The organism is Streptomyces sp. NBC_01515 (assembly GCF_045040345.1).
Lineage (GTDB): Bacteria > Actinomycetota > Actinomycetes > Streptomycetales > Streptomycetaceae > Streptomyces.
In genome coordinates, this window is the sequence record NZ_CP109416.1 from 4,466,687 (window position 1) to 4,479,895 (window position 13,209).

Below are 13,209 nucleotides of genomic sequence, written 5' to 3' on the forward strand. Positions count from 1 at the left end.
GCTTTCTATATATGCAGAAGCTAGCCTTTGCCCACTGGTCTGTACAAGACCGTGATGGGGTCGAGTTGTTCGAGGGGGCGAACAACCGGGGCGGGTGGCCTTATGGTCTGCTCGGACGGGGGCTTCCTTTGAGCGGCCTGTGTACAACCGAGCACCCTATGTACAACGGCGTACGACAAGATGCGCGACCGAAGATGCGCGACCGGAGGACGAACAACATGACGGTGACCCTGGCGGACGTGGCGGCCCGCGCCCAGGTCTCCCCCGCGACGGTGTCGCGCGTACTGAACGGCAACTATCCGGTCGCGGCCACCACGCGCGAGCGGGTTCTGCGGGCGGTCGACGAGCTGGACTACGTCCTGAACGGTCCCGCGAGCGCGCTGGCGGCGGCCACCTCCGACCTGGTCGGCATCCTGGTCAACGACATCGCCGACCCCTTCTTCGGGATCATGGCGAGCGCGATCCAGGGCGAGATCGGGGGGCCGGGGGGCCGTGCGGGCGGGGAACGGCTGGCGGTGGTGTGCAACACGGGCGGCTCCCCGGAGCGCGAGCTGACGTACCTGACCCTGTTGCAGCGGCAGCGGGCGGCGGCGGTCGTGCTGACCGGCGGCGCGATGGAGAACGCGCCGCACGCGGCGGCGGTCGCGGCGAAGCTGCGGAAGCTGGGGGAGGCGGGGACGCGGGTGGTGCTGTGCGGGAGGCCGCCGGCGCCGGACACCGGGGCGTTCGCGCTGACCTTCGACAACCGCGGGGGCGGCCGGGAACTGACCGAGCACCTGATCGGCCTCGGCCATCGTCGGCTCGGCTACATCGCGGGCCCGGAGGAACGGACGACGACGCGGCACCGGCTGGAGGGCCACCGGGAGGCGCTGGCCGCGCACGGGATCGTAGAGGATCCGCGGTGGACTGTGCACGGCCGCTACGACCGGCGCTCCGGTTACGAGGCCACGCTGGAGCTGCTGCGGCGGGATCCGTCGCTGACGGCCGTGGTCGCGGCGAACGACTCCGTCGCGGTGGGGGCGTCCGCGGCGCTGCGGGAGTCCGGGCGGCGGATTCCGGACGATGTCTCGGTCGCCGGGTTCGACGATCTGCCGTTCAGTGTGGACGCGGTGCCTTCGCTTACGACTGTGCGGTTGCCGTTGTCCGAGGCGGGGGCCCGGGCGGGGCGGATCGCGATGGGGCGGGAGGAGCCGCCGCCGGGTGGGATCGCCACGGTTCGGGGGGAGTTGATGGTGCGGGGGTCTTCTGGGGTGCCGCGGAAGTAGGTGTACCGGAGCTGAGCCGATACATGACCGTTGGGCCACCCGCTTCTTGGCCAGTGTCGGGATTCCGTGACCCGAGTAAAGGGCGCTCCGCTGCGCTACGCGTCGGCTACGCCGATTCCGCTCCGCTCCACCCTTGACTCGGCTCACGGAATCCCGTTTCAGAAGCGAGCGGGCGGCCCTGAATGACGGTTGCCCAGGTATGGAGACCCTCGGGCTTGTCATGCCCTCACCCGGCACCGAGGAACGCGCTCGCGCCTCGCCGGCACGCCGGGTCGGCTTAGCGGCCAACGCCGGGTGGGGTGGCGCGACGACAGGGTGGCGGCACGCCGGGCTGGCTTAGCGACTGACGCCAAGTGGGATGGCGCGCCCACGAGTTGGTGGCACGCCGGGCCGGCTTAGCGGCTGATGCCAAGTGGGGTGTGGGGGCGGCGTGTGGGGGGGTGGTAGGTCGGGGCTGTCCCATCGCGAGCGGCCGGTGGTGACAGGGGCGGGTCCGGGCACGGGGGGGGCGGGAAGCTGTGTCTTTTTCTAACCAGTCAAAGGCTGGTTAGGGGGTTACTTTCGGGACAGCTTCCCGACACCCCCGTGCCCGGACCCGCCCGGCCCGGCCCTGCTCGGCCCGACTCGGCCCGGTCCCGCGTCCGATCGCTCGCAGCCGCGAAGCCAACCCACCTCAGGGATGAAACACGAGCGCACAACCACCCGCCACCCCCCAGCCGCAAGCCGCTGAGCCGACGTGGCGTGCCGCCGACCTGTGGACGCGCCACCCCACTCGGCGTTGGCCGCTGAGCCGGCCCGGCGTGCTGGCGAGGCGCGAGCGCGTTCCTCAACACCGGCCGGACACGTAACCGCCGTAAGGGGCCCTCTCCCTAGGCCACCCGTTCCTCCGGGGCCGCCCGCTCGCTTCTCCAACGGGCTGGAGCGGCCCGAGTCAAGGGTGGAGCGAAGCGGAATCGCCGCAGGCGACGCGCAGCGCAGCGGAGCGCCCTTTACTCGGGACGCGGAAGCCCGACACTGACCAAGAAGCGGGCGGCCCAACGGTCACTTACGAAAGAGCCAGGCGTATCCCCACCCGGCCAATCGCCGTGAAGGGGGAAGCCTGGAGTGCAACGTGCCTATCCGCCAGGTCCAACGCGGTACGTGCCCGGTGTCTGGCCCATCGTGCGGCTGAACGTGTCGATGAAGGCGCTGGTCGTGGACCAACCGCACTGGCGGCCCGTCTCGCTGACCGTCGCGCCTTCCGCCAGGAGGACCATGGCGTGGAAGACGCGGACGTTGGTCCGCCATTGCGGGTACGTCATGCCGAACTCGGTTCTGAACAGCCGGGCCAGGGTGCGTTCGCTGACGCCGATGCGGCGGGCGAGCCAGGTGGCGGTGCGGGGTTGCCGTAGGTCGTCCGTCACCAGTGAACATGCCTGCCGGAGCAGGGAGTTGGTGGGGGTGGGGAGCGTCAGCGGCTCCACTTGGGCTCTTCTCAGGCGGTCCCGCAGAACTGCGCGCAGGCGGCGGGACTCCTGCTGCGGGAGATCCGGTTCGCTGCACGCGATGATCAGTTCGCGGACCAGCGCGTCCACGGCCACGACGACCGGCGTCCCGGAGTCCAGCAGCACGTCGTGGGCGGCGAAGCCGATGGTGTGTACGGAGCTGTGCCCGTGCACCCGGTGCTGGTGCCACATGCCCGCCGGAAGCCAGACGGCACGCGCGCTGGACGCCACCCAGGACGCCTCGCCCGTCTGCACCGCCAGCACACCGGCACTGACGTAGAGAAGCTGGTGGTAGCCGTGCTGGTGACGGCCGATGACGTCACCCGCGAGGTGGGCGTGGGTGGTGTCCCTGGGCTCCGTAGCCGCGCTGTCCGCCGTCTCCGCCTTATCTGTCCTCTCCGCCGTCTCCGCCGTCTCCGCCGTCCCCGCCTGGCCGTTTTCCGACATGGCTCGGCAGAATAACGGAAGCGCCGCACCTGGCCGTCCTGCCAGCGTGAGGAACATGCCCACGACACCTCCCGCCCCCTCTCCCTCCCCTCCGGCCTCTCCGCCCACGCTGAAGACCCGCCTCGCCGCCGGGCTGCGCGGTGCCGCGCTCGACACCCGGCCGTTCCAACTCCCCGTCTTCCGGCGTCTGTTGATCGGGCAGAGTGCGGCCTACGTCGGGACCATGGTCACCGACGTCACCATCCCGGTGCAGGTGTACGACCTGACCCGGTCGTCGCTGTCCGTGGGACTGACGGGGATGGCCGGCCTCGTACCGCTCGTGGTCTTCGGGCTGTACGGCGGTGCCGTCGCGGACCGGTTCGACCGCCGTACGTTGTACCTCGCGTCGGCCTGTCTGACCTGGGTGGTCACGCTCGCCCTGCTGTTCCAGGCGGTCGCCGACGTGCGTTCGGTGCCGCTCATCCTCGGCCTCGTCGCCGTGCAGGCCGGCGCCTTCGCCGTGTCGTCCGCGGCCCGGGGCGCGATCATCCCCCGTGTCGTGCCGACCCCGCTGGTACCCGCGGCGAACACGCTGTACTTCACCGCCGGCAACGTCGGCCAGGTCGCCGGGCCGCTGGTCGCGGGCGTCCTGATCTCCCTCCCGAACGGCTAGAGCTGGGCGTACGGCGCCGACGCCGTGCTGTTCTCGCTCCTGCTGTACTCGGCTCTTCGCCTGCCCTCGGTCAAGCCGACCGGCTCGGAGGCCCCTAAGGGTGGACTGCGCTCGGTGCTCGACGGGCTGCGGTTCATCGCCGTCGCGCCCGTGCTCTGGATGTCCTTCGCGGTCGACATCGCGGCGATGACCCTGGCCATGCCGACCGCGCTGTTCCCGGAGGCGGCGCAGACGCGGTTCGGTGGTAGCGGGGTGGGGCTGCTGTACTCGGCCATCGCGATCGGGTCGGTCGCGGCGGGCCTGTTCAGCGGCTGGATCGGGCGCGTACGCCGCCAGGGCCGGGCACTCGCCGTCGCCGTCGTCGCCTGGGCGGCGGCGGTCGCCCTCGCGGGTACGGTCCACCAACTCCTCGCGGCGGCAGCCTTGTTGGCAGCCGCCGGAGCGGCCGACCTCGTCAGCGCGGTCTACCGCCAGACCATCCTCCAGACCTACGCCCCCGACGCCCTCCGCGGTCGCCTCCAAGGCGTCTTCACCGTCGTCGTAGCGGGCGGCCCCCGCCTCGGCGACCTGCGCGCCGGCGCCATGGCCTCCACGACAGGCCTCGGCCTCGCGTGGACGGGCAGTTCGCTGGTGTGCGTGTTCGTGGTCATCGCGGGGGCACTGGTGGTCAGACCGTTCTGGCAGTACGACGTTGCTGCGGCGCGGCCAGCGTCCTCGCAGCCGTAGAGATCCGGGAGACGACAACTCCCGCGCACGGCAAAGGCATTGCCCCCCGCGCAATAGCGCTCCGAAAAGCGCCCACTCCCGTGCCCGATGTCGGCCTACGATCCCTTCATGCCCCGTGCCCTCATCCTCGGCGGAACCGGACTGGTCGGGCGAGCCGTCGCGCATCGCCTGCTGGTCGCCGGATGGCGGGTGGACGTGACCGGCCGGGACCCCGCTCGTATGCCGCCCGAACTGAGCGCGCTAGGTGGCGAGTTCAGGGCGGTGGACCGCGCGGACGCCACCGCCCTGCGGGCCGCGGTCGGCGAGGGAACCGACCTCCTCGTCGACTGTCTCTGCTTCACCGGCGCCGACGCCCATTCGCTGCTGCCGTTGGCCGCGCACGCGACCTCCACCGTGCTGATATCCGGCCGGGCCGTCTACATCGACGCGGCGGGCAACCACGTCAACTCGTCGACACCACCCCACTTCTCCGGCCCGATCCCCGAGACCAACCCGACCATGACCCCGCGCGACGACATCGACTACCGCTCACGCGAGGGCTACGGCGCGAACAAGGTCGCCGCCGAACTCGTCGCCCTGGAGAGCGGGTTGCCCATCAGCGTGTTGCGGCCCTCGCAGATTCACGGGGTCGGGGCGTCCCCCGCGCGTGAATGGGCCGTCGTCAAGCGGGTGTTGGACGGGCGTGCGGCCTTGCTGCTGGCCCGGCGAGGTGCAGGGGTCGTCCACACCACCGCCGCCGCGAATCTCGCCGCGCTCATCGAGACCGTCGCCGAGCGGCCAGGAACCCGCGTCCTCAACTGCGCCGATCCGGACGCGCCGAGCGTGCGGGAGATCTGCCGGGCGCTTGCCGGGTACCTGGGCCATGAGTGGGAGGAGGAAGTGCTGCTGGACGACATGGCGCCTACCGGCCTGGGCATCACCCCCTGGGATTCCCCGCACCCGATCGTCCTCGACACCTCCGCCGCTACGGCACTCGGCTACCGGCCGGCCGGTACCTACGCGACCACGATCGCGCCCGTACTGGACTGGCTGATGGAAGCGGCTGCGAACGGCCAACCTCCCGTCGACGACGGCTACTTCGCGGAGTACTTCGACTACGCGGCCGAGGACGCCTTCCTCTCAGGACGCTGACGCGGGTGCTCACCCCGGCGGCTTCGCAGCGCCCCGCCCCTGTCCGGGGCTCCCCGCCACGCACCACGTCACTGATGGAATCGCCACCGGCCCTCAGAAATGACATCCACCTTGCCGTCCCTGACGCGGACGGCCGTGTCGTCGTCGATGAAGTAGATCGGGAAGTCCGCCCGCGCGGTGATGCGATCGGCCCAGGAGTCGTCCCGTTCGGGGAAGTTGGGCGAGTACAGGTGGGGCTTGAGGTACCAGTCGAAGAGGCCGAACGGGGGGTCCACGGTCGTCGCGCCGAGTACGTGGAGGTCCGCGGTGTCGCCGATGACGTCGGCGGAGTGTCCGGTGAGGTTGCGGCTGAAGATCATCGAGCCGGCGCTGACCCCGACATAGACCCGGTTCTCCAGTGCCTCCAGGAAGCCGTCGGCCAGGCCGTTGCCGGTGATGCTGCGTGCGAGGTGGTAGTGGTTGCCGCCCTCGACGTAGATGACGTCGGCGTGGAGCAGCCGGTCGAGCACCAACTGCCGGGGCAAGCCGTTCAGTTCGAGGACGTCGAACTCCCGCCAGCCGAGGCCGTGCAGCCGGTTCAGGTCCGCGACGAACCACCCGTGGTCCCCGGGCTCGGCGACCGACGCCGTGGGGATGTACACGACGTTCGCCGATCCGAACGGCTTGCCCAGCATGTCCCGCAGCGCATCCCGCAGCGTCTCGTTGCGCAGGCCACTCGCCGTCAGCAGAAGGTTCATCGGGCGAGCCAAGCACGGCGGACGCACGCGCGCAACGAACCCGGGATCCGCCCCAGCTCCACTCCCCCGACGGCTGCCGTACTGGTCGAATCCGGCGGCGGCCGACGTGTTGCCGGACAGCGTGCCGGACGACGTCCGGGAGTACAACGAGCCTGGCCGCACGACCCGGGGCCGCCCTTCGAGAGCTGGCCCGGTCTCGCGGCCGGCGGGTCCGACACGGGTGCCGGGGTGAGCGCGGCGCAGGCCGCCGGGTGAGCCGTAGAGGATCTGCTCGGGACCGAACCCTTCCTGCAACCTGCCAGTTGGCCCTCGTGCCCGCGCGTCGTAGCACCGATGTACCGGCGATCGTGGGGTGGGCGGCCGAGGCTCCGCTTCCCTTGTTGTGTGCGCTGTTGCGGAGTTGGGAGGAGCGGTTCGGGGCGCGGGTCGTGTCCGGGTTCGGGAGTGCGCTGACCGTGTCGGTCGCCCGGCCGCCGCTCGATGTCCCGCACGCTGAGCAACTCGCCCTGGAACATGTGCTGTCGACCGCCGACAACATCGTGGACGATCCGCCGACACCGTTCCCCGAGTACGTGAACGGGCTTGTGGGGCGGCACCAGTGGCGGTTCTGGTGGGACTGGGTCGCTGCTGATGGCTCATGGACGCCGGCGGCCGGAGCCGAACCCGGGTACGTCTGCCCCTGTCAAAATCTCCCGCATGCTCGAAGAGACGGAACAGGAAGAGACAGCACTGCAACTCGACACGCTGTCGCGGATGATGGCCCAGCACCTGGCCACGCCCTTCCCTCCAGGCGTCCGCGGTATGGAAATCGCGGGCGAGGACCTGGTGCTGCTCGACGCGAACGCCTATGGATACATCTCCGGCGTCCGCGACGGCCCGCTCGACGAGCGGCGCCGTGCGGGGCTGTTGAGGGTCGCGGCGGCGATCGCGGAGGTTCTCCCGGCGATCGACGATGAGCGCGCGGCCGAGTACTGCACGCACCTGCGCGACATGGCCGTGCTGGCTGCCGAGATCGGGACATCCCCGGCCTCGGCCGACAGGGAACCGGGCCCCGGGTTCCAGGTCCCGGGCTACAGGTCCCGGTGACAGTCCGGAGCACCACAACCATGGACGCGCGGCCCTCCGCCGTACTACCGTCGGACCCGTAGTACCTCTGACTGAGTCAACTACCCTGAGCGACCACCGGGGATCGATCATGACCGTCCAGGACATTCGCGCCTTCAACCGCTTCTATACGAACGTCATCGGCGCCCTCGACTACAGCCGCCATCTCTACGCCCCGTTCACTCTCACCGAGTCCCGCGTCCTGTACGAACTCGCGCACACCCCTCGTACGGACGCCGCCGATCTCCGGGCCGAACTCTCGCTCGACGCCGGGTACTTGAGCCGGATCCTGAACCGGTTCGAGCAGGACGGGCTGGTCGAGCGGGCGCCCTCGGAGCGGGATCCGCGGCGGCGGCAGGTCACGCTCACCGTGCGGGGGCGGGAGACCGCCGCGCTGCTGGCGGAGCGGGCGGACGAATCCGTGGGGGCGCTGCTCGCGACCGTGCCGGAGGCCGACCGGTCGCGGCTCGCCGAGGCGCTGCACACCGTACGGACGGTTCTGTCCGCGTCGGACAAGCACCGGCCGCGGCCCAAGGACATCGTGCTGCGGGAGCCGGGACCCGGTGACCTCGGCTGGATCGTGCAGCGGAACGCGGCCCTGTACGCCGCCGAGTACGACTTCAACGCCGACTACGAAGGGCTCGTCGCGCGGATCGTCGCCGATTTCGCCGAGGATCACGATCCGCATCTGGAGCGGGTGTGGATCGCCGAGCTCGACGGGCGCGCGGTGGGGTGTGTGATGTGTGTACGGGACGATGCTCCGGGTACCGCCCGGCTGCGGCTGCTGCTCGTCGAGCCCGACGCGCGCGGGCTGCGGATCGGGGATCAACTCGTCGCGGCTGTCGTCGAGTTCGCGCGCGGGGTCGGGTATCGCGACCTCGTGCTGTGGACCAACGACATCCTCGGCGCCGCCCGCCGGATCTACCAGCGGCACGGGTTCGTCCTCGCCGCCGAGAAACCACACCGCTCCTTCGGCCAGGACCTCGTCGGCCAGGACTGGCGGCTCGACCTGCACGAGCCACACTGAGCGGCGACGAGTAGGGTCCTGACCATGAAGCTCGCCTTCTCCACCCTCGGTGTCCCGGGCCTCCCCGTGGCCGACGTGCTCCAGCTCGCCGTCACGCACGGCTACCACGGCGTCGAGTTGCGCGCGCATCCCGAGGAGCCCGTGCACCCCGGTATCGACGCCGCCCAACGGGCCGACGTGGTCGCCGAGTTCAAGGCGGCCGGGGTCGAAGTCCTGGGCCTCGCGGGGTATGCGCGGGTGGCGGCACCGGGCGACGACGCCGCCGTACTCGCCGAGGTCCGTGAACTGCTGGAGCTGGCAAGGGACTTGGGCGCGCCCTTCATCCGTGTCTTTCCCGGCGGCGGTACCGAACAGTCCGTGGAGGAGGCCGATGCCACGGCCGCTCGGCGGCTCGGTACCGCGGCGGAGTGGGGTGCCGATCTCGGCGTACGGGTGCTGCTGGAGACCCACGACTCGCACCGGACCGGCGCGGACGCGCTCCGCGTGCTCGGGCCGGTCGGGCACCGGCAGGCCGGTGCGCTGTGGGACGTCATGCACACCTGGCTCGGCGGCGAGCAGCCGTCGGAGACGCTCGCCGCGCTGGGCCCGTATCTCGGATACGTGCAGGTCAAGGACATCGCGTCGGCCGCCGACACCACCCCGCTGGCGCTCGGGGCCGGCGTCCTCCCGCTCGCCGAGTGCGTCGAGGTCCTCTCCCGGCACGAGTGGGACGGCTGGCTCTGCTGGGAGTACGAGAAGCGGTGGTACGAGGCCGCCGCGCCGCTGCCCGAACTGCTGGGCGCCGGTCACGATCATCTGGCGCGGCTGCTCAACGACTCGGCGTAAAACGACTGGCGGTGCCTGCGGGCCGCGGCTTAGGGTCCCTCGGTGCCTCCTCACCCCGCCCCGCGCTCCGTCATGCCCTCATGAGCCCCGCACTCGCCCGTACGTTGATCGACGTCCGGCCCTTGCGGACGTCCCCGGTGTTCCGGCGGCTGCTGATCGGGCGGACGGTGTCCGTGCTGGGGATGTTCATGACCATGGTGACCGTCATGTACCAGGTCTGGGACATGACCCACAGCACGGTCTGGACCGGTGCGGTCGGGCTGGCGAACGCGGTGCCGACGGTGGTCGTCGGGCTGTTCGCCGGTTCGTGGGTCGATCGCGGCGACCGGCGGCGCATCTACCTCTTCAACACGGTTGGCCAGTCCGTCTGTTCGCTGCTCCTCGCCGTGCAGGGCTTCACCGGGCACGTCCCGGTGCTCGGTGTGCTCGCGCTGGTCGCCGCGCAGTCGTGCTTCGGCGCGGTGGGCGGCCCGGCGTCGGGCGTGTTCATACCCCGGCTGCTGCCGAAGGACCAGGTGGCGGCGGGTCTCGCCCTCAACACCATGTCCTTCACGACCATGATGCTCGTCGGCCCCGCGCTCGGCGGCCTGCTGATCGGCTGGGCCGGCATCGGCGCCTGCTACCTGGTCGACGCGCTCACCTTCCTCCTCGCTTTCTACGGCGCCTTCGGCCTGCCCGCGCTGCCGCCCGAGGGCGAACCGTCGCGGGCCGGACTGCACGGTGTCCTGGACGGCCTGCGTTTTCTGGCCGGCCACCGGGTGGTACGCGGCGCGCTGCTCACCGACCTGGCCGCGACGGTCCTCGCGATGCCCGTCAGCCTCTTCCCGTTGATCAACTCCGAGCGTTTCGGGGGTGATCCGCGCACCCTGGGCCTGTTCCTCTCGGCGATCTCCGTCGGCGGCATCACCGCGTCCGTCTTCTCCGGCACGGTCACCCGGCTCGGCCGCCCGGGGCTGGTGATGCTGCTCGGCGCGAGTACATGGGGCGCCGCGCTGGCCGCCTTCGGCCTGATGACGAACCCGTGGGCGGGCCTCGCGTTCCTCGCCCTGGCCGGCGCCGCCGACTCCACGTCCGTGATCTCCCGCAGCACGATCGTCCAGACCCACACCCCGGACGCCCTCCTGGGCCGCGTCTCCGCCACCGAACAGATCGTCGGCCAGGCGGGCCCCAACCTCGGCAACCTCCGCGGCGGCCTGGTCGCCGGCTGGACCTCGGGCGCGACGGCCCTGTTCACCGGCGGGTTGTTGTGCGTGCTGGCGGTGGCGGGCGTGGGGGCGAGTACGCCTGAACTGCGGGCCGGGGCGGGGGTCGGGGTCACCCCGGACGAGGCGTGAGCCGCCGCACCTTCGCGCCCACCCGCACCACCCGCGCAGACCGGCCCTGCCCGGAGTCAGTCCTACGCCGGACGGGCCACCAGCCGTGTCGTCCCGTCCAGGCACCAGTCCAGCACCGCGGGCCACGAGCCGTAACCGGCGACCAGGTCCAAGTGGCCCGCGCCCGGGATGAGTTCGGTGGGGATGCCGAACGGGTCGCCGTAGGCGGTGCGGGCGTTCTCCGGGCAGTGCGGGTCGTCGTCGCCGGCGACGAGGCGGACGTTCCCAGGGAGGGTGAAGTCGGGGGCGGGCGGGGCGAATCCGGCGACCTCCGGATACTGGGCGACCACGGCACGCGAGGGCGGTCCGACCAGCAGCACACGGTCCGCCGCACCGCCCTGGACCTGGCCGCGGGCGACGGCGTGCAGCCAGAGCAGCGCCGAGGCGCTGTGTCCGAGGACGACTCGTTCGGCGCCGCCGCCGTTCTTCAACTCGTCGAGACAGCGGGCGAGTTCACCCAGCCACACGTCCAGGTCGGGGGCGTCGGGGTCGGGCAACTGGGGGTAGACGACGTGGTGCCCGAGTTCACCGAGCCGGTCGGCCAGCCAGTGCTGCCAGTGCTCCTTCGGGCGATGGTTCTGCCAGCCGTGGAGGATGAGGTAGGAGTTCATGAGGCCGATGGTTTCCGATCACCGGCCGATCGGTCCAGTCGACGGCGACCGGATGTCCCGGCGCGAACTCGCCACCGGCGCCTGGGGGCGGAGGGTGATCGGTGCAGGGCGTGGAAGGTGATCTGGCGCAAGGTGCGGAGGTGATCCGGTGCCGGGTGCCGGATTCGGAAGGTGATCCGGTGCCGGGTGCGGTCCGCCGTCAACTCAACCTGCCCGCCCGCGACTTGTAACGCCCCACGCGCGCCTCCCACCCGCTGACTCCCTACCCCGGCAACTGCCCCCGCAGCACCCCGAACGCCTCGTGGAAACCCGGGAAGGTCTTCCGTACGCACCCCGGGTCGTCGAACGAAATACCCGGCACCCGCAGCCCGGTCACCGCGAAGGACATGACGATGCGGTGGTCGCCGTAGGACTTGATCTCCGTGCCTGTGACGGGAGTTGACCCCGGCGCGTCACCCGGCCGGATCTCGATCCAGTCCGGACCCGTCGCCACCTCCACGCCCAACCGCCGGAGGCCCTCCGCACAGGCCTCCAGCCGGTCGCACTCCTTCACCCGGGTGTTGCCGACGTCCTCGATGCGGACCGGGCCCGAGGCGAAGGGGGCGATCGCCGCCAGTGTCGGCATGGTGTCGGAGATGTCCCGCATGGTGACCGTGAGGCCTCGCAACTCGCCCGTGCCGCGCACCCGGGTGCCCTTCGCGCTCGTCTCCACCTCCGCGCCCATCCGGCGCAGTACGTCGACGAAGCCCAGGTCGCCCTGGAGCGCGCCCGTGCCGAGGCCGGGGACCGTGACCTCGCCGCCGGTCACGGCAGCCGCGGCGAAGAAGTAGCTCGCGGTGGACGCGTCCGGTTCGATCCCGTAGGTGGTAGCCCCGTAGCCCCCCGGCGGGACGACGTAAGTAGCACCCTCCCTGCCGACGTCCACCCCGAACTCCCGCATCATCGCGATCGTGATCTCGACGTACGGCGCGGAGACCAGGTCCGTGACCCTGATGCGGAGACCCTTCCTGGTCAGGGGGCCCAGCAGAAGCAGCGCGGTCAGGTACTGGGAGGACTGGCCCGCGTCCAGCACCACCTCTCCGCCCTCCACCCCCGACGCCTCGATGCGCAGGGGGTGATGGCCCTCCGCCTCCTCGTGGCGCAGGTCGACGCCCAGGTCGCGCAGGGCGCGGGTGAGCGGGAGGAGGGGGCGGCGGCGCATCTGCGGGGACGCGTCGAAGCGGAAGCTACCGTGCCCGGCCGCCGCCAACGTCGGCAGGAAGCGGGCCGTCGTCGCGCCGTCCCGGCAGTACACGTCCGCCTCCGCGACCGCCGGACCCTGCGGGCGGCCGTCGATCTGCCAGGCGTCCGGGGTCCGGCCCACGCGGTAGCCGAGCCGGATCAGGCCCTCGGCGAAGCCCTCGGTGTCGTCCGAGCGGAGGGGGCGCCGGAGGGTGGTGACGCCGTCGGCGGCGGCCGCCAGGAACAGCGCGCGGGCGGTGATGGACTTGGAACCGGGGATGTCGACTACGGGCATGCCCTCATGATCGGGCGGCGGTCGGCCGCCCCGCCGGGACGTCCACGGGATGGACGACCCCCGTTCTCCCGTACGCCCCTGCCGTTCTCCCCTAGGCCCCGGCCGTTCTCCCGTACGTCCCCGCCGTCCGCCCGCGCGTTCCTGTGGGTGACCGCGCGTTCCTGTGGGTGACCGCATCCGTCCCGTTGTGCACGGGTTCACCAACTTCCGGGATTCGACCGGAAGGAGGGAACCCGCATCCCCTCCCCGCCGTCCAAACCGCATGCTGCCGGATGAGTCTCCGTGGTACGGCGTCGGCCTCGCTGCTGGCT

At 71.3% G+C, this 13,209-nt stretch carries 10 protein-coding genes and 2 pseudogenes; 8 read left to right on the forward strand and 4 right to left on the reverse strand.

The annotated features are described in order from the left end of the window. Nucleotides 1-218 precede the first annotated feature (218 nt). Complete coding sequence (locus OG407_RS19780) at nucleotides 219-1,265, forward strand: LacI family DNA-binding transcriptional regulator (protein ID WP_365300664.1); 1,047 nt, start codon at nucleotides 219-221, stop codon at nucleotides 1,263-1,265. A gap of 1,115 nt (nucleotides 1,266-2,380) precedes the next feature. Here OG407_RS19780 and OG407_RS19785 read toward each other — a convergent pair. Continuing rightward, on the reverse strand, nucleotides 2,381-3,196 hold the full coding sequence (locus OG407_RS19785; protein WP_405859766.1) for an AraC family transcriptional regulator: 816 nt from the start codon (nucleotides 3,194-3,196) through the stop codon (nucleotides 2,381-2,383). Nucleotides 3,197-3,251: 55 nt separating this feature from the next. On the opposite strand from OG407_RS19785, the pseudogene OG407_RS19790 reads away from it, so the two are divergent. Beyond that, nucleotides 3,252-4,574, forward strand: a pseudogene (locus tag OG407_RS19790) (MFS transporter). A gap of 108 nt (nucleotides 4,575-4,682) precedes the next feature. Next, nucleotides 4,683-5,705 carry an NAD-dependent epimerase/dehydratase family protein gene (locus OG407_RS19795; RefSeq protein ID WP_405859768.1) on the forward strand — a complete coding sequence of 341 codons (1,023 nt, stop codon included), beginning with the start codon at nucleotides 4,683-4,685 and terminating at the stop codon, nucleotides 5,703-5,705. A gap of 68 nt (nucleotides 5,706-5,773) precedes the next feature. Here the strand turns inward: OG407_RS19795 and OG407_RS19800 are convergent, their stop codons facing one another. After that, entirely contained in the window at nucleotides 5,774-6,442 is a 669-nt protein-coding gene (locus OG407_RS19800) for a peptidase E (protein ID WP_405859770.1), read from the reverse strand. Nucleotides 6,443-6,789: 347 nt separating this feature from the next. Here OG407_RS19800 and OG407_RS19805 point away from each other — a divergent pair. From OG407_RS19805 to OG407_RS19825, 5 genes and pseudogenes are all read left to right on the forward strand, one after another. After that, a pseudogene (locus tag OG407_RS19805) lies at nucleotides 6,790-6,999 on the forward strand (DUF4253 domain-containing protein); the annotation flags it as partial. 139 nt (nucleotides 7,000-7,138) lie between these two features. Further along, nucleotides 7,139-7,528 carry a hypothetical protein gene (locus tag OG407_RS19810; RefSeq protein WP_405859772.1) on the forward strand — a complete coding sequence of 130 codons (390 nt, stop codon included), beginning with the start codon at nucleotides 7,139-7,141 and terminating at the stop codon, nucleotides 7,526-7,528. A gap of 109 nt (nucleotides 7,529-7,637) precedes the next feature. Beyond that, nucleotides 7,638-8,573 carry a GNAT family N-acetyltransferase gene (locus OG407_RS19815; RefSeq protein WP_405859774.1) on the forward strand — a complete coding sequence of 312 codons (936 nt, stop codon included), beginning with the start codon at nucleotides 7,638-7,640 and terminating at the stop codon, nucleotides 8,571-8,573. Between the two features lie 24 nt (nucleotides 8,574-8,597). Further along, nucleotides 8,598-9,398: a sugar phosphate isomerase/epimerase family protein gene (locus OG407_RS19820; protein WP_405859776.1), complete on the forward strand. Its 801-nt coding sequence runs from the start codon at nucleotides 8,598-8,600 to the stop codon at nucleotides 9,396-9,398. Nucleotides 9,399-9,478: 80 nt separating this feature from the next. Beyond that, nucleotides 9,479-10,732, forward strand: coding sequence for an MFS transporter (locus OG407_RS19825; RefSeq protein WP_405859778.1), 1,254 nt, complete (start codon nucleotides 9,479-9,481; stop codon nucleotides 10,730-10,732). Nucleotides 10,733-10,794: 62 nt separating this feature from the next. Here OG407_RS19825 and OG407_RS19830 read toward each other — a convergent pair whose 3' ends face one another. Both OG407_RS19830 and aroA read right to left on the reverse strand, forming a co-directional pair. After that, nucleotides 10,795-11,382, reverse strand: a complete 588-nt coding sequence (locus OG407_RS19830; RefSeq protein WP_405859780.1) for an RBBP9/YdeN family alpha/beta hydrolase — start codon at nucleotides 11,380-11,382, stop codon at nucleotides 10,795-10,797. Between the two features lie 262 nt (nucleotides 11,383-11,644). Continuing rightward, nucleotides 11,645-12,898, reverse strand: coding sequence for a 3-phosphoshikimate 1-carboxyvinyltransferase (aroA, locus tag OG407_RS19835; RefSeq protein WP_405859782.1), 1,254 nt, complete (start codon nucleotides 12,896-12,898; stop codon nucleotides 11,645-11,647). Between the last annotated feature and the right edge of the window lie 311 nt (nucleotides 12,899-13,209).

Excerpts from the sequence above, each read along its gene's own strand:
- OG407_RS19780 (WP_365300664.1), top strand. The coding sequence starts at position 219 with ATGACGGTGACCCTGGCGGACGTGGCGGCCCGCGCCCAGGTCTCCCCC.
- OG407_RS19815 (WP_405859774.1), top strand. The coding sequence starts at position 7,638 with ATGACCGTCCAGGACATTCGCGCCTTCAACCGCTTCTATACGAACGTC.
- OG407_RS19800 (WP_405859770.1), bottom strand. The coding sequence starts at position 6,442 with ATGAACCTTCTGCTGACGGCGAGTGGCCTGCGCAACGAGACGCTGCGG.
- aroA (WP_405859782.1), bottom strand. The coding sequence starts at position 12,898 with ATGCCCGTAGTCGACATCCCCGGTTCCAAGTCCATCACCGCCCGCGCG.
- OG407_RS19830 (WP_405859780.1), bottom strand. The coding sequence starts at position 11,382 with ATGAACTCCTACCTCATCCTCCACGGCTGGCAGAACCATCGCCCGAAG.
- OG407_RS19795 (WP_405859768.1), top strand. The coding sequence starts at position 4,683 with ATGCCCCGTGCCCTCATCCTCGGCGGAACCGGACTGGTCGGGCGAGCC.
- OG407_RS19785 (WP_405859766.1), bottom strand. The coding sequence starts at position 3,196 with ATGTCGGAAAACGGCCAGGCGGGGACGGCGGAGACGGCGGAGACGGCG.
- OG407_RS19825 (WP_405859778.1), top strand. The coding sequence starts at position 9,479 with ATGAGCCCCGCACTCGCCCGTACGTTGATCGACGTCCGGCCCTTGCGG.
- OG407_RS19820 (WP_405859776.1), top strand. The coding sequence starts at position 8,598 with ATGAAGCTCGCCTTCTCCACCCTCGGTGTCCCGGGCCTCCCCGTGGCC.
- OG407_RS19810 (WP_405859772.1), top strand. The coding sequence starts at position 7,139 with ATGCTCGAAGAGACGGAACAGGAAGAGACAGCACTGCAACTCGACACG.